Consider the following 21,686-nt stretch of genomic DNA (forward strand, 5'->3'; position numbering starts at 1 on the left):
TCAGGCGTGAAGGGCCCGCAGATAGTGCAGCTGCGCCTTCGCCTCCGGCCACTCACCCGCGCGCATGCTGTACATCACCGTGTCGCGGATGGTGCCGTCGCGGCGCAGGGCGTGGCCGCGGATGACGCCGTCTTTTTTCGCGCCGAGGCGCTCGATGGCCTGTTGCGACGCGAAGTTGTAGTTGTCGGTGCGCCAGCCCACCACATGGCAGGCCAGGGTGTTGAAGGCGTGACCCATCATGAGCAGCTTGCACGTGGTGTTGACGTGGCTGCGCTGCACGCTTTTGGCGTACCACGTGTAGCCGATCTCCACGCGTTTCACCGCCGGCAGGATGTCGTGAAAGCTGGTGCTGCCCAGCACCTGGCCTGTGGCTTCGACGGTGACGGCAAACGCGAAACGGTGGCCCTCTTCGCGCATCTTCAGCGCGGTCTCGATGTAGCCGCGTGTCTCGTGCGGTTCGGGCACCGAGGTGATGCGCAGCTTCCAGAGTTCACCATCGGCCGCCGCTGCGCGCAGGCCATCTTCGTGGTCCAGCGACAGCGGGACCAGGGCGATGCCGTTGTTGCGCAGGGTGACGGGTTGAACGAATGACATATCAAAGCCGTTCAACGGTTCCTTTGGTTCATGAACACCAGCTTCTCGAACAGCGTCGTGTCCTGCTCGTTCTTCAGCAACGCGCCCACCAGCGGCGGGATGCTGACCTTGCTGTCGGCGCTTTGCAGGGCTTCGAGCGGGATGTCTTCGGCCATCAGCAGCTTGAGCCAGTCGAGCAGCTCGGAGGTGCTGGGCTTTTTCTTCAGGCCGGGCAGGTTGCGCACGTCGTAGAAGGTCTTCATGGCCGCGGCCAGCAGTTCCTTCTTGAGGCTGGGGAAGTGCACGTCCACGATGCGCTGCATGGTCTCGGCGTCGGGGAACTTGATGTAGTGGAAGAAGCAGCGGCGCAAAAACGCATCGGGCAGCTCTTTTTCGTTGTTGGAGGTGATGAACACCAGCGGGCGGTGTTTGGCGCGCACCAGCTCGCGCGTCTCATAGCAATAGAACTCCATGCGGTCGAGTTCGCGCAGCAGGTCGTTCGGGAATTCGATGTCGGCCTTGTCGATCTCGTCGATCAGCAGCGCCACCGGCTCATCGGCGGTGAAGGCCTGCCACAGCACACCCTTCAAGATGTAGTTGTGGATGTCCTTGACCTTCTCTTCACCCAGCTGGCTGTCGCGCAGGCGGCTCACCGCGTCGTATTCATACAGACCCTGCTGCGCCTTGGTGGTGCTCTTGATGTGCCATTGCAGCAGCGGCAGCTTGAGCGCGGTGGACACCTCTTCGGCCAGCATGGTCTTGCCGGTGCCCGGCTCACCCTTGACGAGCAGCGGGCGCTTGAGCGTGATCGCGGCGTTCACGGCCAGCATCAGGTCTTGCGTGGCGACGTAGTTCTCGGAGCCTTGGAATTTCATGAAATGCTCTGCTGGAAGGGTGGAACAAGTGGGGGAATCCTGGGTGATCCGGCCCCCTGGCTGCTGGCAGCAGCCTGACAAGGCCCGCACCGCCGGGGGTTTTGAGGGGAGGGGCGCCTCGACCGGTCTATATAATCAGCGGTTGATTTTCCCCCGCTGACTCATTCATTGTGCTTGCAAAATGACCTCACTGTTGTCCACGATCACCCGCACCCTTGTCGCCGCTGCGACGCTTTCCGCAGCCGCTTTTTCGGTTCACGCCCAGGGTGTCACCGGTGATGTGGCGGCCGGTCAGAAGAAGGCCGAAATGTGCATCGGCTGCCACGGCATTTCGGGCTACCAGAACAGCTTTCCCGAAATCCACAAGGTGCCCATGATCTCGGGCCAGTCGGGTGCGTACATCGTCTCAGCCCTCAACGCCTACAAAAAGGGCGACCGCAAGCACCCCACCATGCGCGGCATCGCCGGTTCGCTGAGCGAGCAGGACATGGCCGATCTGGCCGCCTACTACGCCTCGCACGCCGACAAGACCGCACCCGACGCGCCCCGCACCGCCAGCACCACCGCTGCCGCATTGATTGAAAAAGGCGCCTGCGCGTCCTGCCACGGTGCCAACTTCAGCAAGCCGATCGACCCGAGCTACCCCAAGCTGGCCGGCCAGCACGCTGACTATTTGTTCTTCGCGCTCAAGGCCTACACGGTTGAAGGCAACGCGGTGGTGGGTCGTTCCAACGGCATCATGGCCGGCATCGCCAAGCAGTACTCCACCGCCGAAATGCGCGAAATCGCCAAGTACCTGGGTTCGCTGGACGGTGAGATGAAAGTGGTTTCGCAGCCGCGCTTCAAGTAAGCACCGACCGCCCCGAAGAAAAGCCGCTCACCGAGCGGCTTTTTCATGTCCGCTCAGTCCTGTGTCGCTCGGCGGCGCACCTGGTCGATGTAGGCCTGGCCGTCCGGCGGGCGCCCGGCGCGCTGGCTTTCCCACAGCATGGTGCCCAGGCACTCCATCACCTCGTGGTGCGCGCTGTGCAGGTCGTCGCGGCGCGCGGTGAGCAGTTCCACCGCCTGCCGGATGCCGGGGGGCTGGTCGATGCTGCACTGTTCGCTGATCGACAGGTGCATGGACAGGTGCAGAAACGGGTTGTCTTGCTCGGTGCCGGGTTCGCCGATGCGGGAGAGCGCCGCGTCCACGTCGCTCAGCTCGGCGTGGTACTCGGGATGCTCGGCGATCCACTGGCTGGCCAGCATCTCGATGGCTTCCATGGGCTGCTGCTGCAGCGTCTTGGCGTGCACCGCGCAGAAGAAGCGGCGCACGTCGGCTTGGGTCGGATTGAACATGGGGCGATTGTCCCGCAGCGCAGGGTTCAGAGCCGCCAGGCGGGCAGTTGCCAGTTGCGCCACAGGGCCAGGCCGCGCAGCCCGGCGGTGACACCCACACACGCCAGCAGCGCCAGCCAGCCCGGCGCCTGCAGGTGCCACAGGCCCACGTAGACCCAGCTGCCGGCGAACGCGCACACGGCGTAAGGCCGGTGGTCGTGGAAGGCGGTGGGGATCTCGTTGCACACCACATCGCGCAGCACGCCGCCGCACACGCCGGTGATCAAGCCCATGAGCACGGCCACCAGCGCGGGCATGTCCAGCAGCAGCGCCTGGTGCACGCCCGTGGCGGCGAACAGGCCCAGGCCCAGCGCGTCGGGCCACTGCATGGCGCGCTCGGTGAGTGCAAAGTGGCGCGAGCGCAGGAACAGCATGGCCAGCACGCACAGTGCGAACACCCCCCACAGCAGCTCCACCTGGCGCACCCAGAAGAACGGGCGCTGGTCCAGCAGCAGATCGCGCAGCGTGCCGCCGCCAAAGGCCGCGAGGAAACCCACCACGCACACGCCCACCGCGTCGAGCTTCTTGCGCGCGCCCGCCATCACACCCGAGAGCGCAAACGCGGCCGTGGCGCTGATCTCCACCAGCAGGCGCAGGCCTTCGCCCCACAGCGCCACGTTGTTCAGGGCCGGGTTCATGCGCTGCCTTTCACCGCGAGCAAGGCAGAGATCTGGCGGGCGGCGTCCAGCAGCGGGGGCAGCAAGGTGTCTTGCACAACCCGCGCGCTGGTGCGGTTGGCCTGGCCACTGAGGTTGAGCGCGGCCACGGTGCGGCCACTGGCGTCCAGCAGCGGCGCGGCCAGTGAAATGAGGCCTTCTTCCAGTTCCTGGTTCACCAGGCACCAGCCTTGTTTGCGCGCTTGCTGCACCCGCGCGAGCACGGTGGCCGGGTCGGTGAGGGTGTGGCGGGTGAGCGGTTGGAGGTCGGATGCATCGAGCCGCGCGCGCACCTCGGCGTCGCTCAAGCCCGCGAGCAGCATGCGGCCGAGCGACGTGCAGTAAGCCGGCAGGCGCGAGCCGATGCCCAGCGAGTTTTTCATGATCTTGTGGGTGGGCACGCGCATCACATACACGATGTCGGTGCCGTCCAGCACGGCGGCCGAACTCGATTCCTTGACCGATTCGACCAGCGCCTCGACCACCGGCTCGGCCAGGTTCCAGATCGGCATGGACGAGAGGTAGGCGAAGCCCAGGTCGAGGATGCGCGCGGTGAGGCGGAAGTCGCGGCCATCGCTCTCCACATAGCCCAGTGCTTGCAGCGTGAGCAGGATGCGGCGGGCTCCGGCGCGTGTGAGGCCGCTGCGCGCGGCGACTTCGCTCAGCGTCTGGCGTGGTGCCTGGGCGCTGAAGCTGCGGATGACTTCAAGCCCGCGCGCGAACGACTGCACGTAGCTGTCGCCTGGGCGGGGTGGGGCGGTTGTGGTGGCGGAGGGCATGGGTGGTTTTGGCGAATGCCTGTTTATAATTCAATATGCGAACATTTGTTCTTTAGACGAACAAAATTTCACCGCGCCGCAGAGTACCCGCACAGGAGACAACGTGATCAACAAGATTTCCCCGTCGATTGCCGACGCGCTCTCGGTGGTGCAAGACGGGCACACCGTGCTCATCGGTGGCTTCGGCACGTCCGGCATTCCCGCCGAGCTGATCGACGGCCTGATCGAGCACGGCGCGCGCGACCTCACGGTGGTGAACAACAACGCCGGCAACGGCGACACCGGGCTGGCCGCCCTGCTGGCCGCCGGGCGCGTGCGCAAGATCGTCTGCAGCTTTCCGCGCCAGGCCGACAGCCACGTGTTCGACGGCCTGTACCGCGCCGGCAAGATCGAACTGGAATTGGTGCCCCAAGGCAACCTGGCCGAGCGGCTGCGCGCCGCTGGTGCCGGCATTGGTGGCTTCTTCACGCCCACCGGCTATGGCACCGCGCTGGCCGAGGGCAAGGAAACGCGTGAGATCAACGGCCGCCACTACGTCTTCGAGTCGCCGCTGCCCGGCGACGTGGCGCTCATCAAAGCCGAGCGCGGCGACCGCTGGGGCAATCTCACCTACCGCAAGGCCGCGCGCAACTTCGGGCCGGTGATGGCCATGGCCGCGCGCCACACCATCGCCACCGTGCACCACCTCGACGAACTCGGCGAGCTTGACCCCGAGACCATCGTCACGCCCGGCATCCACGTGGGGAAAATCGTTCGCATCGACCGCGTGGCCACCCAGGCCGGCGGCTTCAAGGGGGCCGTATGAGCTACCAGAAACGCAGCAAGGCCGAACTCGCCCAACGCGTCGCGCGCGACATCCACGACGGCGCCTATGTGAACCTGGGCATCGGCATGCCCACGCAGGTGGCCAACCACCTCGCTCCAGGCATCGAGGTGGTGTTGCACAGCGAAAACGGCATCCTGGGCATGGGCCCGGCACCGGCTGCGGGGGAAGAAGATTACGACCTCATCAACGCCGGCAAACAGCCGGTCACGCTGCTGCCCGGCGGCGCGTACTTTCACCACGCCGACAGCTTCGGCATGATGCGCGGCGGCCATCTCGACATCTGCGTGCTTGGCGCGTTTCAGGTCTCGGCCACGGGTGATCTGGCCAACTGGAGCACCGGCGAGCCGGGCGCCATTCCCGCCGTGGGCGGCGCGATGGACCTGGCCGTGGGCGCCAAGCAGACCTGGGTGATGATGGACCTGCTCGACAAACAAGGCCGCAGCAAGGTGGTGGCCGCCTGCACCTACCCGCTCACCGGTGTCGCCTGCGTGAAACGCATCTACACCGATCTCGCCACACTCGCGTGCACACCCCAAGGCCTGAGGCTCATCGACACGGTCGATGGCCTGGAGCACGCCGAACTCGAACGCCTGGTGGGCTTGCCCATCGCCATCTGAAACTGTTCGGACAGTACAAAATTTCCGTTCGGGCTGAGCCTGTCGAAGCCCCCGCCAACCCACACCGCAAGAGCCCTTCGACAAGCTCAGGGCGAACGGTGTTTTTGAAGTACCTGCCATGACCCAAGCCTTCATCTGCGACGCCATCCGCACCCCCATCGGCCGCTATGGCGGCGCGCTCTCCAGCGTGCGCACCGACGACCTCGGCGCCATCCCCCTGCGCGCGCTGATGCAGCGCAACCCGGGGGTGGACTGGGCCAGCATCACCGACGTGATCTTCGGCTGCGCCAACCAGGCTGGCGAAGACAACCGCAACGTGGCCCACATGGCCACCCTGCTCGCCGGCCTGCCGCTGGAGGTGCCCGGCGCCACCATCAACCGCCTGTGTGGTTCGGGCCTCGATGCCGTGGGCACCGCAGCGCGAGCCATCCGCGCAGGCGAGGCCGGTCTCATGATCGCCGGTGGCGTGGAGAGCATGAGCCGCGCGCCATTCGTCATGCCCAAAGCCGAGACCGCCTTTGGCCGCAACAACGCGGTGTACGACACGACCATCGGCTGGCGCTTCGTCAACAAGCTGATGAAGGAAAAGTACGGCGTGGACTCCATGCCCGAAACCGCCGAGAACGTGGCCACCGAATTCAAGATCGAGCGCGAGGCGCAGGACCGCATGGCCCTGGCCAGCCAGACCAAGGCCGTGGCCGCGCAGAAGGCCGGGCATCTCGCGCGCGAGATCGTGGCGGTGACGATTCCCCAGAAGAAGGGCGACGCAATCGTGGTGGAGCACGACGAACACCCGCGCGCCACCACGATGGAATCGCTCGCCAAACTCAAGGGTGTGGTGCGGCCCGACGGCAGCGTGACCGCTGGCAACGCCAGCGGCGTGAACGACGGCGCGTGTGCCCTGCTGCTGGCCGATGAAGCCAGCGCGAAGAAAAACGGCCTGACGCCACGCGCCCGCGTGGTCGGCATGGCCACGGTGGGCGTGGCCCCGCGCATCATGGGCATCGGTCCGGCACCGGCCACGCAGAAGGTGCTGGCGCTCACCGGCTTGTCTCTGGCGCAGATGGACGTGATCGAGCTCAACGAAGCGTTCGCCGCGCAAGGCCTGGCCGTGCTGCGCATGCTGGGCCTGCAGGACGACGACGAGCGCGTGAACGCCTGGGGCGGTGCCATTGCCCTGGGCCACCCGCTGGGCGCCAGCGGCGCGCGGCTGGTCACCACCGCGGTGAACCGCCTGCACGCCACCGGCGGGCGCTACGCGCTGTGCACCATGTGCATCGGCGTGGGGCAGGGCATTGCGCTGGTGATCGAACGCGTCTGATCGGCCCGTTTTCCGGCGCGCGCAAAACTGATTTGCGCAGCGCCGGTTGAAGTGGTGCGGCAGGCCCGCGACACTGCCTGAAAGGCTGGGCATTGCACCGTCGCACGCCCCCGGCCACAGGAGACACCACATGCGATTGCACTTCATCGGCGTGGGCAAGATGGGCCTGCCCATGGCCACGCACCTGCGTTCCAGCGGCGCCGAGCTGAGCGTGAGCGACTTTGATGCGGCGCGCTGTTCGCTCGCCACCGAACAGGGGCTCAATGTCGCAGCCGACACCGCGCAGGCACTGAAACAGGCCGACGGCGTGTTCTCCTCATTGCCGCACGATGCGGCCCTGCTCAAGGTGGCCGAGCAGGTGGCGACCCACGCGAAGCCCGGCACCTTCTGGGTCGACACCAGCACCGTCTCGCTCACCGCCTCCGCCACGGTCGCCCGGATCTGTGCCGGCGCGGGCATCGACCACGTGCGCACCACCGTCTCGGGCAACAACAAGATGGCCGAGGCCGCGCAACTCACCGTGCTGGCTTCGGGCCCGCGCACCACCTACGACCGGGTGCTGCCGCTGCTGCAGCGCTGGGGACCCAACCAGTTTTACCTGGGTGGTGCCGAGCAGGCCCGCCTGATGAAGCTGGTGATCAACCTGATGATTGCGCAGACCAGCGCCATGCTCGGCGAAGCGCTCACGCTGGGTCGCAAGGGTGGGCTTGACTGGCACGACATGTGGCGTGTGATGGGTGCCAGCGCCGTGGCCTCGCCCATCGTCAAGGCCAAGTCGGCACAGCTCTCGGAGCGCGATTTTTCCGCCACCTTCACCGTGAACCAGATGATCAAGGACCTCGACCTCATCCTCGGCGCGGCGAGCGACCACCAGGTGCCTCTGCCGCAAACCGCCATCACCCGCCAGCTCATGGACGCCGCGCGCGCCCATGGTGATGCGGACGCCGACTACGCCGCCATCATCAAGGCGGTCGAACGCAGCGCAGGGCTCTCGGCATGAAACGCTTCACCTACCAAAGCCTGCCGTCGCGCGTGGTGTTCGGCGCCGGCTCGCTGGCCCAACTGCCGCGCGAGATCGAAGCCATGGGCGCGCACCGCGCGCTGGTGCTGTGCACCCCCGAACAACGCGGCCTGGCCGAGCGCGTGGTGGCCCTGCTCGGTGAGCGCGCCGCGGGCGTGTTCGACCGCGCCGTGATGCACGTGCCGATCGAGACCGCGCGCGAAGCCCGCGAGGTGGCGCGCCAGCTCGGCGCCGACTGTGCGGTGGCCATCGGCGGTGGCTCCACCACCGGCCTGGGCAAGGCCATCGCACTCGATTCGGGTCTGCCCATCCTGGCCATCCCCACCACCTACGCCGGCTCCGAGATGACACCGATCTACGGCATCACCGAAGCGGGTCTGAAGAAGACCGGACGTGACATCCGCGTGCTGCCGCGCACCGTGATCTACGACCCCGAACTCACGCTGAGTCTGCCGGTGGGCCTGAGCGTGACCAGCGGCATCAACGCCATCGCACACGCCGCCGAAGGCCTGTACGCGGTGGACGCCAACCCGGTCATCAGCCTCATGGCGCAAGAAGGCATCGCGGCCCTGGGCCGAGCGCTGCCGGTGATCAAGGTCCACCCGGGAGACGTGGCCGCGCGGTCCGACGCGCTCTACGGCGCCTGGCTCTGCGGCGTGGTGCTCGGCGCGGTGGGCATGGCCCTGCACCACAAGCTCTGCCACACGCTGGGCGGCAGTTTCAACCTGCCGCACGCCGAAACCCACACCATCGTGTTGCCCCACGCCCTGGCCTACAACGCCACCGCTGTGCCCGAGGCGATGGCCCGCATCGCCACAGCACTCGGCGGCACCAGCGCCGCACAAGCGGTGTTCGACCTGGCGCGGGACAACGGCGCGCCGGTGGCGCTCAGGGACATCGGCATGAAAGAAGCCGACCTGGACCGGGCCTGCGAAACTGCGATGAGCAACCAGTACCCGAACCCGCGGGCGCTGGAACGCGGGGTGATCCGGCGGTTGTTGCAGGACGCGTTTGAGGGCAGGAGGCCTGGCTGAGATATCTGCAGGTTGATGCTTTTGGCTGTCAAACGATCTACGGACTCATGTCCTCACGCACCAATGTTTGGGTGATTCTGCGCTGCTTGCTGGATGGCAAGCTTGAGAACTCTGTCCAGCATTGAATCGACCCTTGCTGCAAATTTCGACGGAAACGCGGTGGTTGATTGCCTCCTTATTGCTCCCATGGTGCGGACATAGACTGTGGGTCCGCATTTGCGAGCAACTTGTCGGATTGCATCGGCAAGGACTTCCAGCGTGACCTCCCTATCGAGATCATCCAAGTTTGTCATCAGAATCTCTTTCACATGTTCCTCCTCGGACGGCACTTCGAGAGCGTTTGCAATGCTAGGAATTACCGTAACCAAGGATGACACGCTTTTAATGACTTCCTTGCCTTTTAGGTCGTATGCAAGCAAAGGGTCGTCCCGAGCAAGATCGGAAAGCGCTCGGAGAAAGGGCTCGATGATCTGTATTCCTAACGCCTCCACCTTTGCAGCCTGAATATCTCGCACGAACTGCCTTAGTTGCGGAACAAGTGCCTCGCGCTGTGCATCTGGGATGACAACTTCGTTTCGCTTAAATGTCGCATTGACTACCTCGAGGTACTGTTCTGGAAATTTTGCGATTCCATACTCGGTTGCTGCAAAGTGATGCCGCATTTCGAGAAGATGGTACAGAACGGTTCGTGTTGTTCGGAGCCGCTCATGGCGAGCTTTTCCATAGTAGGCAAATGCTGCGATCAAAGCGCTCAGTGTTGCGCCAAGTAGCGCGACGATTTCTGTGGTCACGGTTTGCCAGCCCTATGGTTTTTCGTTGGTGATAGGTAGATGCGCGCACGAGAAAACCCAGCGTACTCGATGTTCTTTCAATACACCGTGAACCGCCCCGTCCATTTGCGCTCATACCCCATCTTCACGAAGTGCTCGGCCATGAAGTCGATGAAGGTGCGCACCTTGGCGCTCAGGTGTTTGCGGCTGGGGTAGGCCAGGTTCACGGTGATGCGGGGCAGGTCCCAGTCGTCCAGCACGGGGACCAGGCGCCCGGCCACGATGTCGTCGTAGACGATGTAGCTGGGCTGCACCAGGATGCCCAGGCCGTCGAGCGCGGCGGCGCGCAGGATCTGGCCGTCGTTGGATTCGAGCAGGGCCTTCACCGCGACCGTCTGGCTCTCGTCACCGCGCGTGAAGCGCAGCTCGTAGGGGTTGTTGGCGTGCACGTAGATCAGCAGGTGGTGGCGCTGCAGCTCGTCCAGCGTTTTCGGGAAACCGTGTTTGGCGAGATACCGCGGTGAGGCGGTGAGCACGCGGCGGGTTTCGGCCAGGCGGCGGATGGTGATGTTGCTGTCGGGCTCCACCTCGCGGTTGCGGATCGCCACGTCGATGTTGTTGTCGATGATGTCCAGGTAGCGGTTGGCGGCTTCCACGTGTACCGTCACGTTGGGGTAACGCTCGGTGTACTCGCGCAGCAGCGGCGCGATGTGGTGCAACGAGAACGAGAGCGAGGCGCTGATGCGCAGCGTGCCGGTGGGGTTGAGCGCGGCAGCGTTCACCGTGGACTCGGCGTCGCGCAGATCGGCCAGGATGCTGCGGGCGCGCTGAAAGAACTCCTGGCCCGTGTCGGTGAGGTAGAGGCGGCGCGTGTTGCGCTCCACCAGGCGCACGCCCAGGCGCTCTTCGAGCGCGGCCAGCTGGCGGCTGGCGCTCGCGTTGGACATGTCCATCAACTCTGCCGCACGGCTCAGGCTGCCGCTCTCGGCCACGTGCACAAACAACTCCATCTCGGTCCAGCGATCCATGTTCACCCCGTATTTGCAGCGCGCGGAAAAGTCATTTGCAGCGCCGCACTGGATGTCATTGTGCGCAGCTTCTACAGTGCGACCTACAGAGAAAACCCCGCAGGAAGAACCAGAGGAGACAGGCCGTGCGCAACCTCGACCAGTACAACATCACGCAAGCCGTGATGGCGCGCTTCGCGCAGACACCCGATCCGCGCCTCAAAGAGATCATGACCAGCCTGGTGCAGCACTTGCACGCCTTTGCGCGCGAGGTGAAGTTGACCGAGGCCGAATGGATGCAGGGCATTGAATTTCTCACCGCCACCGGCCAGAAGTGCGACGACAAGCGCCAGGAGTTCATCTTGTTGTCCGACACACTGGGCCTGTCGATGCTGACCGTGGCGATGAACAACGACAAGCCGCCGGGCTGCACCGAGGCCACGGTGTTCGGCCCGTTCCATGTGGAAGGCGCGCCGCAGATCGAGCTGGGTGGCGACGTGGCGCAGGGCGCCCAAGGGACACCGTGCGAGGTGCGTGGCACGGTGCGCGGCCTGGACGGCACGCCGGTGCCGCAGGCGCACATCGAGGTCTGGCAGGCCGATGCGGAAGGCCTGTACGACGTGCAGCGCGCCGACTGCGATGGGGCGCAAGCGCGGGGCGTGTTGCAGGCCGACGCGCAGGGGCGTTACCACTTCAGCTCCATCCTGGCCGAGGCCTACCCGATCCCCGATGACGGCCCGGTGGGCGACATGCTCAAGGCCACCAAACGCCACCCCTGGCGCCCGGCCCACCTGCACTTTCTGATCAAGGCGCCGGGCTACCAGACGCTGATCACCCACGTGTTCCGCAACGGCGACCAATACCTCGACTCCGACGCCGTGTTCGGCGTGCGCGAATCGCTCATTGCCGACTGGCTGCCGCAGGCGGACGGCCGCTACCTCGTTGAATTCGATTTCGTCCTCAACCCCGCCACCTGAGTTTTTGCCACCGCCCTACAACAAGGAGACAAGACCATGATGAAACGCGCCTTCCTCACCACCACGCTGGTGGCCGCCCTCACCGCCGCCGGCCTGGGCACCGCCCATGCGCAGCAGACCTTCAAGCTCACCATCGCGTCGAGCCACCCGACCACGCTGCCGTGGGTGGGCTTGATGAGTTCGCTGTTCGTGCCCGAGGTCAACAAACGCGTGGCCGCGCTCAACAAGGGCTACAAGATCGAGTGGCGCGAAGCCTACGGCGGTCAGCTCTACAAGATGAACGCCACGCTCACCAGCGTGGAGCAGGGCATCACCGACATCGGCTGGGTCTTCCACAACCTGGAAGCCGCCAAGATGCCGCTCTCGCAGTTCGGCACCGTGACCCCGTTCACCACCGACGACGTGCGCATCATCCTGGACGTGGCCAACGAGATGAACGAGAAAGTGCCTGCGCTGCAGAAGGAATGGGAGAAGAACAACATGGTGTTCCTGGGCGCCACCGGCGTGGACACCTACCACCTGTTCACCAAGAACCCGATCGCCACCTACGCCGACCTCAAGGGCCGCAAGATCAGCGCGCCGGGCAGCATCGGCCTGTGGCTCAAGGGCTCGGGCGCGGTGCCGGTGGACGGCTCGCTCACCAGCTACTACACCGACATCCAGACGGGGGTGAGCGAAGGCACGATCTCCATTGCCACCGGCATCCTGCCCAACAAGATCTACGAAGTGGCGCCCTACGTGACCACGGTGAACATCGGCGCGCTCTACATCGGGGGCATGGCGATGAACAAGGACAGTTACGCCGGCCTGCCGCCCGAGGTTCAGCAGATCGTGAAAGACGTGGGCAAGGAATACTCGAAGGCGCTGGGCGCCACGCTGATGCAGCGCTACGAGACCGCACTCAAGACCATGGAGACCAACGGCGCCAAGCAGACGCCCTCGGTGCGCATCACCAACATGAGCTCGGGCGAGCGCGACAAGTGGGTCAAGACCATGCCCAACCTGGCGGCCGAGTGGGCCAAGACCAACGCGTCCAAGGGGCCAGCGAAAGAGATCGTGAAGACCTACATGGATGCCTTGCGCAAGCGGGGTGTCAAACCCGCGCGCGACTGGGACAAAGAACTCTGACATGAGCTACGAAGCCAACACCGACCTGGAGGCTGGGCCGCCGCCATCGGGCGCGCCCACCAGCCCCTTTGGCCGTTTGATCGACAGCCTCAACGCATTTGGATCGGTCGTCATCGGCCTGGTGATGGTGCTGATGGTGGTGGACGTGCTGATGCGCAACCTGCTCAACCACCCCATCGACGGCGTGGCCGAGCTGGTGGCCACGTCCATCGTGGTGATCGTCTTCCTGCAGCTGCCGGCCACGCTGCGCCACGGCCGCATGAGCCGGGCCGATCTCTTCATCGACCCCTACATCCTCAAGCGCCCGCGCGCCGGCAAGCGCCTGCGCGCGGTGTTCTCGGTGGTGGGCATCTTTGCCTGCGGTGTCATCGCGTACGCCACCTGGCCGCTGCTCAGCCGCGCCTGGGGCAACGACGAGTTCCTGGGCATCGAAGGCATCTTCACCTTCCCCACCTGGCCCATGCGGCTGGTGGTGCTGGGTGGTGCGGCGCTGGCCGCCATTCAATACGCCTTGTTGGCGGTACAAGACTGGCGCGAAGCCGGAGAGCACGCATGACCGAACTGCACATCGGCATCGCCGCCATCGTCTGCATGCTCGCGGGCATCTACTTCGGCATGCACATCGGCATCGCCCTGATCGCCACCTCGTTCGTGAGCGTGTGGCTCATCAAGAGCCCCGAAGTGGCGGCACGTTTTGTGGCGGCCTCGGCCAACGACGCCATTCGCGATTATTTGTTCGGCGTCATTCCACTCTTCGTGCTCATGGGCATGCTGGTGAGTGTGTCGGGGGTGGGGCGCGACACGTTTGACGTGTTCCAGTGGCTCCTGCGGCGCATCCGCGGCGGGCTGGGCCTGGCCACGGTGGCGGCCAACGCGGTGTTCGCCGCCATCACCGGCATCTCCATCGCGTCGGCTTCGGTGTTCACCAAGGTGGCGGTGCCCGAGATGATCCGCCACGGCTACACACCGCGTTTCTCGGTGGGCGTGGTGGCGGGCTCGTCGGTGCTGGGCATGCTCATTCCGCCCAGCCTGCTGATGATCATCTACGGCGTGCTGGCCGAAGAATCCATCGGCCGCATGTTCATCGCCGGCATCATTCCCGGCGCCTTGCTGGCGCTGGGTTTCTGTGTGCTGATCGTGGGCATGGCCTGGCTGGTGCCGCACAAGGTGGGCACGCCAGAGGCGTTGGCTGGCGTAGGCGCGGGGATTGAAGAGACGCCGCTGTCGGCGGCCATCAAGTTCGTGCCCATCCTGCTGCTCATCACGCTGGTGCTCGGTGGTCTGTACGCTGGCTTCTTCACGCCCACCGAGGCGGGTGCCGTGGGGGCTGCGGGTGCGCTGGTGATCGCGCTGGTGCGCGGTCGCCTCACCTGGCGCAAGCTGTGGCAGGTGCTGGTGGAGACCGGGTTTGTGTCGGTCTCGGTGCTCTTCCTCATCATCGCGGCCATGCTCTACAGCCGCATGCTCGCGCTCACCGGCATGCCCTCGGCCGTGACCGAAGGCATCACCCACATGGGCCTGGGCCCGTGGGGCTTTCTGTTCATGTACGTGCTGATCGTGATCGCGCTGGGCTGCATCATCGATTCGGTGTCCATCATGCTGATCATGTTGCCCATCGTGCTGCCGATTGCGCGCGCCTTCGGCATGGACGTGGTGTGGTTCGGCGTCATCACCGTGGTGGCGGTGGAAATCGGCCTGCTCACGCCGCCCTTCGGCGTGTCGGTCTACACCGTGAAATCGGCGTTGAACGACCCGCGCATCACCGTGCGCGACATCTTCGCTGGCAGCTTTCCCTTTGTGCTGATGATGGTCGTTGTACTCGCCATCCTGGCCGCGTTCCCCAGCCTGTCCACCTGGCTGGCCTACCTCTGAGACACCCCCATGCTGTTCACCTTCATCCTGATCGACAAGCCCGACGCCGCTGCGCTGCGCACCGCCATGCGTCCGACCCACAAGGCGTATCTGGCGGCGGTGGCCGAGCGCATCGCGTTTGCCGGTCCCTTCGTGCACGACGACGGCAGCACCATGCTGGGCAGCCTGCTGGTGATCGACTTTCCCTCGCGCGACGCGGCGCACGCGTGGCTGGCCGATGAGCCGTTCACGAAGGCGGGGCTGTACGGCAGCGTGTCGGTGCAGGCTTTTGTGAACCTCTGGCCCCAAAAGGCCGGCTTTCCACCCGCCGCCTGAACACCATGGTCAAACACATCGTGATGTGGAACATCCAGGGCGGACCTGACGAAGCCAAGGCGGCCGCGATCGACCGCGTCAAGGCGGGGTTTGAAGCCTTGCGCGGCAAGATTCCCGGGCTGCTCCACATCGAGATCGGCGTGGACCGCAGTGGCGTCGACTACGCCTGCGACGTGGTGCTGTACTCCGAATTCGAATCGCAGGCCGCGCTGGACGCTTACGCCATGCACCCCGAACACCTTCGGGTGCGCCGGAACATTGAAGGTCTGCGCGTGGCGCGTCACCAGGTGGACTACACGGCCTGAAGCACGCGCCGATAATCGATCCACCCCAACGAGCCCGCTCTGTAAAGCGGGCTCTTCTTTTGTCTGTTGCCCGTGGCCCTGTCCCTCATCACCGATCCGTTTTTTTACGCCGTGGCGATTCCGGCTGTGCTGTTGCTCGGCGTGAGCAAGAGCGGTTTTGGCGCCGGTTTCGGTTCGCTGGCCGTGCCCATGATGGCGCTGGCGGTCACGGTGCCGCAGGCCGCGGCCATCCTCATGCCGGTGTTGTTGCTCATGGACCTGCTGGGCATGGCGGCGTTCCGCAAAAACGTGGACCGGCGTTTGCTGATATTCCTGTTGCCCTTCGGCCTGGCGGGCATTGTGGTGGGCGCGCTGCTGTTCAAGCTGCTGGACGCGCGTTTGGTGGCCGGCATCGTGGGCGTGTTCACGTTGCTCTTCCTGGCACAGCGCCTGGTGTTTCCCCCCAAGCCCGACAGCGCGCCACCGCCGAAGTGGGTGGGCGCTCTGCTCAGTGTCACTTCGGGTTTCACCAGCTTCATCGCGCACGCGGGCGGGCCGCCGCTCAACGCCTACGTGATCCCGCTGCGCCTGTCGCCGCTGCTGTTCACCGGCACGCTGGCCTTCTTCTTTTTCTTCATCAACCTCGCCAAGTGGATTCCCTACGCCTGGCTGGGCCTGCTTGATGTGCGCAACATGACGACCTCGCTGGCGCTGTTGCCGTTTGCCCCCATCGGCGTGTGGGTGGGCGTGCGCATCGCCCACCGCATCAAGCCGCAGCTCTTCTACCGGCTGGTTTACACCGGCATGTTCCTCACCGGTTGCAAACTCGTCTGGGACGCGCTCGCATAACATAGGCGTTCGCCGTTCCCGCCCCGCCTCGCGCCCAGCCGCGCGGGCCGTTCCCCAGCCAAGGAGCTCCAGATGCCGATCGTGGTGGTTGCCAATCCCAAAGGAGGCGTGGGCAAATCCACGCTGTCGACCAACGTCGCCGGCTACTTTGCCAGCCGGGGCCACGCGGTGATGCTGGGCGATGTGGACCGCCAGCAGTCGTCTGCGCTGTGGCTCAAGCTGCGCCCGCCGGCCGCGCGGCCGATTCAGAACTGGGCCGTGTCGCACGACCTGATCGCCCGCCCGCCCAAGGACACCACCCACGTGGTGCTGGACACGCCCGCCGGCCTGCACGGCTGGCGCTTCAAGGACGTGCTCAAGATCGCCGACAAGGTGCTGGTGCCGCTGCAGCCCAGCATCTTCGACATCTACGCCACGCGTGCCTTTTTGGACGAACTCGCCGAAACCCGCCGAGCCGACAAGCTGCAGGTGGGCATCGTCGGCATGCGGGTGGACCCGCGCACCATCTCGGCCGACAAACTCAACGAATTCGTGGCCAGCCTGGGCCTGCCGGTGCTGGGCACGCTGCGCGACACGCAGAACTACATCCACCTCGCGGCGCGCGGGCTCACGCTGTTCGACGTGGCGCCCGGTCGGGTGGAGAAAGACCTGCAGCAGTGGCAGGCCATCTGCCGGTGGCTGGACGCCTGAGGCGCCTTCGCTGTCCCGGTGCCGACATCACCTGGCGCCGGTCGGCCGTACAGTGGCGCGCATGAAAACATTCGAAACCCTGGCCGACGTGGCCGCCTGTGTGGGCCAGGAAGTGGCGTTAAGCGACTGGGTCACCATCACCCAGGAGCAGGTCAACCGTTTTGCCGAGGCCACCGGCGACCACCAGTGGATCCATGTGGATGTGGAGCGCGCCAAGGCCGGGCCGTTCGGCGCGCCGATCGCGCACGGCTTTCTCACGCTGTCCCTGTTGCCGGTGTTTTTTGAATCGGCGCTGGACATCAAGGGCTCCAGCATGGGGGTGAATTACGGCCTGAACCGGGTGCGTTTCACCTCGCCCGTGCCGGTGGGCAGCCGATTGCGCGCCCGCCTGACGCTGCAGGCCTGCGATGCCATTGAGCACGGCGGCCGGCAAATGACCTGGGGCGTGGTGGTGGAGCGCGAGGGCGCAGACAAACCGGTGTGCTTCGCCGAATCGCTGGTGCGGCGCTACCCCTGACACTGGGGCTACTTGATCCGAACGAGCTGCTTGGGTTCGAGCCAGCCTTCAAAGAACTGGATCAGCGCATTGATGCGCTCGGCCGCCACCGACTGGTCGTGTTGTTGCGAGATGACCTGAAACGCGTCGTTGCGCAGCATCCACAACTCTTGCGGTGTGCGGGCTGATTCGATTTTCTTGCGCAGGCGCAGAGCTTGTTGGTCCAGGCAATCTTCAATGCAGCGCAACAAGGGACGGCGGATGCCCGCGAGGTCTTTGAGCGTGGCTTTCTGTGCACTCCGCCTGCGAGGCGTGAGGTTGGTGCCCAGCCAGCGGGCGATGGAAGCGATCACACAGAGCTCCGTGCGCAGGGCGCAGTCATGGCAATGGGCTGGGCCAGGACGGCTGCGAAGTCGGTGCGAATGCTCATGAGAAATTATCGGACGCGCATCGACGGAGTTGACCGCTTTGATTCGGTCGGGGCGTGACCTGCATCACGAAACCGCGCCTGCAAAAGCCTGCTGGCGCCATGCCTCGAACACCACCACCGCCACCGAGTTGGAGAGGTTCAGACTGCGCTGCCCGGCCAGCATGGGCAGGCGAAGGCGTTGGGCGGTGGGGATGGACTCGCGCAGCGCCTCGGGCAGGCCGCTGGTCTCAGACCCGAACACCAGCCAGTCGCCGGGTTGAAACGCGGTGGTGAAAGCGCTGTGGCTGCCGCGCGTGGTGAACGCAAACAAGCGGGCTGGATCGGGTCGCCCGATGCGCAGGAAATCGGCCCAGTCGGCGTGGCGGTGCAGCGCTGCGTACTCGTGGTAGTCCAGCCCGGCGCGCTTCATGTGTTTGTCGTCCATCGAAAAACCCAGCGGTTCGATCAGGTGCAGCGCACAGCCCGTGTTGGCACTGAGCCGGATCACGTTGCCGGTGTTGGGCGGGATTTCGGGGCTGACGAGAACGATGTTGAACATGGACGCCGAGCTTAGCGGTTCGGCGGCGTGCGTGCGAACACCAGTGCGCTGACCCGATCAGCCCCGGCTTGCAGCAAGGCCTGCGCCGCTGTGTGCAGGGTGGCGCCGGTGGTGGTCACGTCGTCCACCAGCAGCACGTGGCGGCCTGGCAACCGGTGGGCGTGTGACGGGTGGGCCGCGAACGCGCCGCGCAGGTTGCGCAGGCGCGCCTCCCGGCCCAGGCTGTGCTGATCGGGCGTTTCGCCCAGGCGCACCAGTGCGGTGGCCAATGTCTCGAAGGGCAGGGTGGGTGTGCGCCGCCGCCACAGGGCATGCAGTGCCTTCACCAGCTCCCAGGCCTGGTTGTAGCCACGCTCACCCAGGCGGGTGGCCGTCAGGGGGATGGGCACCACCAGCGGCTGCGTTTGCAGCAGCTCTGTGGTGTGGGGCGCGCTCAGGAGCTGTTGCGCGAATGGTTGGGCCCACCCCGGTTCCGAGCGGAACTTGAAGCGTGCAATCAAGCCGTCCCACGGGTAGGCGTAGTCCACCGCCGCCACGCAGCGCTGCACGGCAGGTGCATCAGGTCGGGTGTGGCAGGCGCCACACACAAGCTGTTCGTCTGGCAACACGGCGGCGCATGCGAGGCAGCGCGCCCGGGCGGGTGCAAATCGCTGGATGCACGCCTCACACACCGGTTGTGATGGCCAGGCGGCGCACACCTGGCAAGTGCCGGGCAGGGACGGTGCAAAGGCGCTTCGGGCATCGAGCATCGGGCCAATATACTGGCGCGCTTCGGCCAATACCCCATGGGCCGACCGATCGAAACGCCCGCTTGAACACTCCCGCCAACGTTGAAAATCCTGTGCCCGGCATGGACCTGGTCGCCGCGCAGCGTTGGTCGCAACGCGCCGCCTGCGAGAGCCCGTGGTTGCACGAAGAGGTGGGCTCGCGCATGGCCGATCGGTTGCCGTGGTTTCGCGAGCCGCCCACCAGCTGGCTGCATTGGGAGCCGCTGCAGGGAGGACTAGAGGTGCACCGCAAGCTGCGCAGCATGTTGCCCGGGGCCTTGTGCCACGTGGCGGCGCGCCGGATCCCCGAGGTGCTGGCGGCCACGCGCGAAGCGCCAGAGCGGTCCTGGAATCCGTTGCAGTGGGGGAAGTCCACCGGCCCGACCGCCGCGACAGCCAACACCCGCGTGCGCATGCTTTGGGCCAACATGGCCTTGCACATGGAGCTCCAGCCGCAAACCTTGCTGGCGCAATGGCACCGGCAGATCGAAACCGACGGCTTTCTCATGTTCTCCTGTCTGGGCCCCGACAGCCTGAAAGAGCTGCGCGCGGTTTACGCTGCCGAGGGCTGGCCGCCCCCATCTCACGCGTTCACCGACATGCACGACTGGGGCGACATGCTGGTGCACGCTGGTTTTGCCGAACCGGTGATGGACATGGAGCGCATCACCCTGACGTTCAGCACCGCCGCTGCCATGCTGAAGGAGCTGCGCGGCCTGGGTCACAACCTGAGCGACCAGCGGTTCGGCGCTTGCCGGTCGCGTCACTGGCATGCCCGTCTGTGCGCTGCCATCGAGTCGGGCCTCCCCCGCTCGGCGGATGGCAGGCTCAGCCTGACATTCGAGATCATCTACGGCCATGCCTTCAAGCCGGTGCCGCGAGTGCCGGTGGCGTCGAGCACGTCGCTCGCGATGGACGACATGCGGGCCATGTTGCGAGCCGGCCGGCGTTGATGCCGGGATGACACCTTGTCCCACTCGGGAGTGACGCCTTTGTCAGGGGAGTCGTGGTTTCACGCCGCTACAATCTGCGCTGGCCAAATTCCAAGGGTATTTTCCCTTTGCCAGCGCACCGTCTCCCGGGATGGTTGCGACCAGTACCGGTGGTGGATGGTGAGCCAGGCAAACAACGCATTCCGATTCGCGACGCTGTCTGAACAAGGCATCGAGTGGACACTGAAGCGCAACTGCTCGGTTACTCCTGCCCAATTGGGCTACCTCTATGTTTCCCTGTGCATCCTTTCGATGGGAGTGGCGGGGTTTTTCTGGTTGCAGGGTGCCACTTTGGTATTGCCTTTTGCGGTGCTGGAGTTGATGGCGGTGGGGGCGGCATTTCTGGTGTACGCCCGTCACGCGACCGACAGCGAGCGCATCAGTCTGCTGGAGAGGTACCTGGTGGTGGAGCGCGAAACGGCGGGCACGTTGTTGCGGTGTGAATTCGCCCGCGAGTGGGTCCGCGTCGAGCCCCGGCAGGATGTGGGCCAGTTGATCGAGGTCCGCGGTGGTGGGCAGTCGGTGCAGGTGGGACGTTTCGTGCGGTCTGACCTGCGTCCGGTGCTGGCACGGGAAATTCGCCAGGCCCTGCGTGGGGTTTGACGAACGTCCGAGATGGGGTTGTGGTGAATGGGCGGCTGTATGGAGCCCTGAAAGTTTGTTCTAATCGGCATTGATATAAATCAATACTTATATTTGAGGCGGTAAAAGTGAGTACGACGAAGAAAACAGCGCATTCCCCACGCAGCCCATGGGCCAAGCTCTGCGCAGCCGCAACCACACTGATGTTGGGTCTTGGTGCCTGGACCTCGGTGGCGGCACAAAAAGTCAATGACCTGCCAGGTGGTCCTGCCGTCAACCAACTCAACTTTGCGCCCCCCGTCACGCGCATCGCCGAAGAGCAACACTGGCTGCACTGGTTCATGATGGCCTTGTGCGCTGTGATCTTCATCATCGTCTTCGGCGTGATGTTCTATTCCATCCTGAAGCACCGCAAGTCGGTGGGCCACAAGTCGCAGGCGCTCGCCGAGCCGATCTGGGTCGAGCTGGGCTGGACCATCGTCCCCTTGCTGATCGTGATCGGCATGGCGCTTCCGGCCACCAAGGTGCTGGTGGCCCAGAAAGACACCACCAACAGCGACCTGACCATCAAGGCCACGGGCATGCAGTGGAAATGGGGCTACGACTACATCAAGGGCGAAGGCGAGGGCATTGGTTTCCTCTCCACGCTGGACAACAACCACCGCGTGATGTCCAACAGCGGCAAGCCCGAAGCCACCGACAATTACCTGCTCAAGGTCGACAATCCACTGGTGGTTCCAGTGGGCAAGAAAGTCCGCATCATCACCACCGCCAATGACGTGATCCATGCCTGGATGGTGCCCGCCTTCGGCGTCAAGCAGGACGCCATCCCCGGCTTCGTGCGCGACACCTGGTTCCGCGCCGAGCAGACGGGCGACTTCTACGGTCAGTGCGCCGAGTTGTGCGGCAA

The 21,686-nt window shown here is 65.1% G+C and carries 28 protein-coding genes; 18 read left to right on the top strand and 10 right to left on the bottom strand.

The window, feature by feature from the left end; translation table 11 throughout:
- Positions 1 to 594 (bottom strand): GNAT family N-acetyltransferase, encoded by a 594-nt coding sequence (locus tag ACN4F8_RS05555; RefSeq protein ID WP_419472633.1) that lies wholly within the window; start codon positions 592 to 594, stop codon positions 1 to 3.
- Positions 595 to 605: 11 nt separating this feature from the next.
- Entirely contained in the window at positions 606 to 1,448 is an 843-nt protein-coding gene (locus tag ACN4F8_RS05560) for an AAA family ATPase (protein WP_069045400.1), read from the bottom strand.
- A 181-nt stretch (positions 1,449 to 1,629) separates the two neighbouring features.
- On the opposite strand from ACN4F8_RS05560, the gene ACN4F8_RS05565 reads away from it, so the two are divergent.
- Positions 1,630 to 2,298: a c-type cytochrome gene (locus tag ACN4F8_RS05565; protein ID WP_419472634.1), complete on the top strand. Its 669-nt coding sequence runs from the start codon at positions 1,630 to 1,632 to the stop codon at positions 2,296 to 2,298.
- A 53-nt stretch (positions 2,299 to 2,351) separates the two neighbouring features.
- On the opposite strand, the gene ACN4F8_RS05570 is transcribed toward ACN4F8_RS05565, so the two are convergent.
- From ACN4F8_RS05570 to ACN4F8_RS05580, 3 genes are read right to left on the bottom strand one after another with little or no spacing between them, the layout of a single operon-like run.
- Positions 2,352 to 2,786, bottom strand: a complete 435-nt coding sequence (locus ACN4F8_RS05570; RefSeq protein WP_419472635.1) for a DUF1841 family protein — start codon at positions 2,784 to 2,786, stop codon at positions 2,352 to 2,354.
- Between the two features lie 26 nt (positions 2,787 to 2,812).
- Positions 2,813 to 3,463 carry a trimeric intracellular cation channel family protein gene (locus tag ACN4F8_RS05575; protein WP_419472636.1) on the bottom strand — a complete coding sequence of 217 codons (651 nt, stop codon included), beginning with the start codon at positions 3,461 to 3,463 and terminating at the stop codon, positions 2,813 to 2,815.
- Positions 3,460 to 4,260: an IclR family transcriptional regulator domain-containing protein gene (locus ACN4F8_RS05580; protein WP_419472637.1), complete on the bottom strand. Its 801-nt coding sequence runs from the start codon at positions 4,258 to 4,260 to the stop codon at positions 3,460 to 3,462. Before ACN4F8_RS05580 ends, ACN4F8_RS05575 begins: the two co-directional genes overlap by 4 nt.
- Before the next feature lie 103 nt (positions 4,261 to 4,363).
- Between ACN4F8_RS05580 and ACN4F8_RS05585 the strand changes: the two genes are divergently transcribed.
- The 5 genes from ACN4F8_RS05585 (at position 4,364) to ACN4F8_RS05605 (ending at position 9,079) form a co-directional block, all read left to right on the top strand.
- Entirely contained in the window at positions 4,364 to 5,065 is a 702-nt protein-coding gene (locus ACN4F8_RS05585) for a 3-oxoacid CoA-transferase subunit A (protein WP_419472638.1), read from the top strand.
- A complete protein-coding gene (locus ACN4F8_RS05590) occupies positions 5,062 to 5,703 on the top strand; it encodes a 3-oxoacid CoA-transferase subunit B (protein ID WP_419472639.1) in 642 nt (213 codons plus the stop codon). Before ACN4F8_RS05585 ends, ACN4F8_RS05590 begins: the two co-directional genes overlap by 4 nt.
- A gap of 118 nt (positions 5,704 to 5,821) precedes the next feature.
- Complete coding sequence (gene pcaF, locus ACN4F8_RS05595) at positions 5,822 to 7,024, top strand: 3-oxoadipyl-CoA thiolase (protein WP_419472640.1); 1,203 nt, start codon at positions 5,822 to 5,824, stop codon at positions 7,022 to 7,024.
- A gap of 130 nt (positions 7,025 to 7,154) precedes the next feature.
- Positions 7,155 to 8,024 (top strand): NAD(P)-dependent oxidoreductase, encoded by an 870-nt coding sequence (locus ACN4F8_RS05600; protein ID WP_419472641.1) that lies wholly within the window; start codon positions 7,155 to 7,157, stop codon positions 8,022 to 8,024.
- A complete protein-coding gene (locus ACN4F8_RS05605) occupies positions 8,021 to 9,079 on the top strand; it encodes a maleylacetate reductase (protein ID WP_419472642.1) in 1,059 nt (352 codons plus the stop codon). The genes ACN4F8_RS05600 and ACN4F8_RS05605 overlap by 4 nt, the downstream gene beginning before the upstream one ends.
- Positions 9,080 to 9,132: 53 nt before the next feature.
- On the opposite strand, the gene ACN4F8_RS05610 is transcribed toward ACN4F8_RS05605, so the two are convergent.
- Together ACN4F8_RS05610 and ACN4F8_RS05615 are read right to left on the bottom strand one after the other, a co-directional pair.
- Positions 9,133 to 9,870 carry a hypothetical protein gene (locus ACN4F8_RS05610; protein ID WP_419472643.1) on the bottom strand — a complete coding sequence of 246 codons (738 nt, stop codon included), beginning with the start codon at positions 9,868 to 9,870 and terminating at the stop codon, positions 9,133 to 9,135.
- Positions 9,871 to 9,947: 77 nt separating this feature from the next.
- Complete coding sequence (locus tag ACN4F8_RS05615; RefSeq protein ID WP_419472644.1) at positions 9,948 to 10,877, bottom strand: LysR family transcriptional regulator; 930 nt, start codon at positions 10,875 to 10,877, stop codon at positions 9,948 to 9,950.
- A 125-nt stretch (positions 10,878 to 11,002) separates the two neighbouring features.
- Between ACN4F8_RS05615 and ACN4F8_RS05620 the strand changes: the two genes are divergently transcribed.
- From ACN4F8_RS05620 to ACN4F8_RS05660, 9 genes are all read left to right on the top strand, one after another.
- Positions 11,003 to 11,833, top strand: a complete 831-nt coding sequence (locus tag ACN4F8_RS05620; protein WP_419472645.1) for an intradiol ring-cleavage dioxygenase — start codon at positions 11,003 to 11,005, stop codon at positions 11,831 to 11,833.
- Between the two features lie 36 nt (positions 11,834 to 11,869).
- Positions 11,870 to 12,961, top strand: a complete 1,092-nt coding sequence (locus tag ACN4F8_RS05625; RefSeq protein WP_419472646.1) for a C4-dicarboxylate TRAP transporter substrate-binding protein — start codon at positions 11,870 to 11,872, stop codon at positions 12,959 to 12,961.
- A gap of 1 nt (position 12,962) precedes the next feature.
- Positions 12,963 to 13,517, top strand: a complete 555-nt coding sequence (locus tag ACN4F8_RS05630) for a TRAP transporter small permease subunit (protein WP_419472647.1) — start codon at positions 12,963 to 12,965, stop codon at positions 13,515 to 13,517.
- Positions 13,514 to 14,833: a TRAP transporter large permease gene (locus tag ACN4F8_RS05635; RefSeq protein WP_159603838.1), complete on the top strand. Its 1,320-nt coding sequence runs from the start codon at positions 13,514 to 13,516 to the stop codon at positions 14,831 to 14,833. The genes ACN4F8_RS05630 and ACN4F8_RS05635 overlap by 4 nt, the downstream gene beginning before the upstream one ends.
- A 9-nt stretch (positions 14,834 to 14,842) precedes the next feature.
- The gene (locus tag ACN4F8_RS05640) at positions 14,843 to 15,148 is read left to right on the top strand and encodes a YciI family protein (RefSeq protein WP_419472648.1); all 306 of its coding nucleotides are present in this window, start codon (positions 14,843 to 14,845) and stop codon (positions 15,146 to 15,148) included.
- Between the two features lie 5 nt (positions 15,149 to 15,153).
- Positions 15,154 to 15,453 carry a Dabb family protein gene (locus tag ACN4F8_RS05645; RefSeq protein WP_419472649.1) on the top strand — a complete coding sequence of 100 codons (300 nt, stop codon included), beginning with the start codon at positions 15,154 to 15,156 and terminating at the stop codon, positions 15,451 to 15,453.
- Positions 15,454 to 15,525: 72 nt separating this feature from the next.
- Positions 15,526 to 16,281: a sulfite exporter TauE/SafE family protein gene (locus ACN4F8_RS05650; protein ID WP_419472650.1), complete on the top strand. Its 756-nt coding sequence runs from the start codon at positions 15,526 to 15,528 to the stop codon at positions 16,279 to 16,281.
- Positions 16,282 to 16,353: 72 nt separating this feature from the next.
- Entirely contained in the window at positions 16,354 to 16,971 is a 618-nt protein-coding gene (locus tag ACN4F8_RS05655) for an AAA family ATPase (protein WP_419472651.1), read from the top strand.
- 61 nt (positions 16,972 to 17,032) lie between these two features.
- On the top strand, positions 17,033 to 17,488 hold the full coding sequence (locus tag ACN4F8_RS05660; RefSeq protein ID WP_419472652.1) for a MaoC family dehydratase: 456 nt from the start codon (positions 17,033 to 17,035) through the stop codon (positions 17,486 to 17,488).
- Positions 17,489 to 17,496: 8 nt separating this feature from the next.
- Here the strand turns inward: ACN4F8_RS05660 and ACN4F8_RS05665 are convergent, their stop codons facing one another.
- From ACN4F8_RS05665 to ACN4F8_RS05675, 3 genes are all read right to left on the bottom strand, one after another.
- Complete coding sequence (locus ACN4F8_RS05665) at positions 17,497 to 17,820, bottom strand: hypothetical protein (RefSeq protein WP_419472653.1); 324 nt, start codon at positions 17,818 to 17,820, stop codon at positions 17,497 to 17,499.
- 141 nt (positions 17,821 to 17,961) lie between these two features.
- Positions 17,962 to 18,435, bottom strand: coding sequence for a tRNA (uridine(34)/cytosine(34)/5-carboxymethylaminomethyluridine(34)-2'-O)-methyltransferase TrmL (gene trmL, locus ACN4F8_RS05670; RefSeq protein WP_419472654.1), 474 nt, complete (start codon positions 18,433 to 18,435; stop codon positions 17,962 to 17,964).
- Positions 18,436 to 18,446: 11 nt separating this feature from the next.
- Entirely contained in the window at positions 18,447 to 19,184 is a 738-nt protein-coding gene (locus ACN4F8_RS05675; protein ID WP_419472655.1) for a ComF family protein, read from the bottom strand.
- A 62-nt stretch (positions 19,185 to 19,246) separates the two neighbouring features.
- Here ACN4F8_RS05675 and ACN4F8_RS05680 point away from each other — a divergent pair, with 62 nt between their 5' ends.
- The 3 genes from ACN4F8_RS05680 to coxB form a co-directional block, all read left to right on the top strand.
- Positions 19,247 to 20,155 (top strand): biotin synthase, encoded by a 909-nt coding sequence (locus ACN4F8_RS05680; RefSeq protein WP_419472656.1) that lies wholly within the window; start codon positions 19,247 to 19,249, stop codon positions 20,153 to 20,155.
- 156 nt (positions 20,156 to 20,311) lie between these two features.
- Positions 20,312 to 20,797: a DUF2244 domain-containing protein gene (locus tag ACN4F8_RS05685; protein WP_419472659.1), complete on the top strand. Its 486-nt coding sequence runs from the start codon at positions 20,312 to 20,314 to the stop codon at positions 20,795 to 20,797.
- Between the two features lie 182 nt (positions 20,798 to 20,979).
- On the top strand, positions 20,980 to 21,686 hold a 707-nt coding region (gene coxB, locus ACN4F8_RS05690), incomplete at its 3' end, for a cytochrome c oxidase subunit II (RefSeq protein ID WP_419472657.1).

It is taken from the genome of Hydrogenophaga sp. (genome assembly GCF_048549895.1).
Taxonomy (GTDB): Bacteria; Pseudomonadota; Gammaproteobacteria; order Burkholderiales; family Burkholderiaceae_C; genus Hydrogenophaga.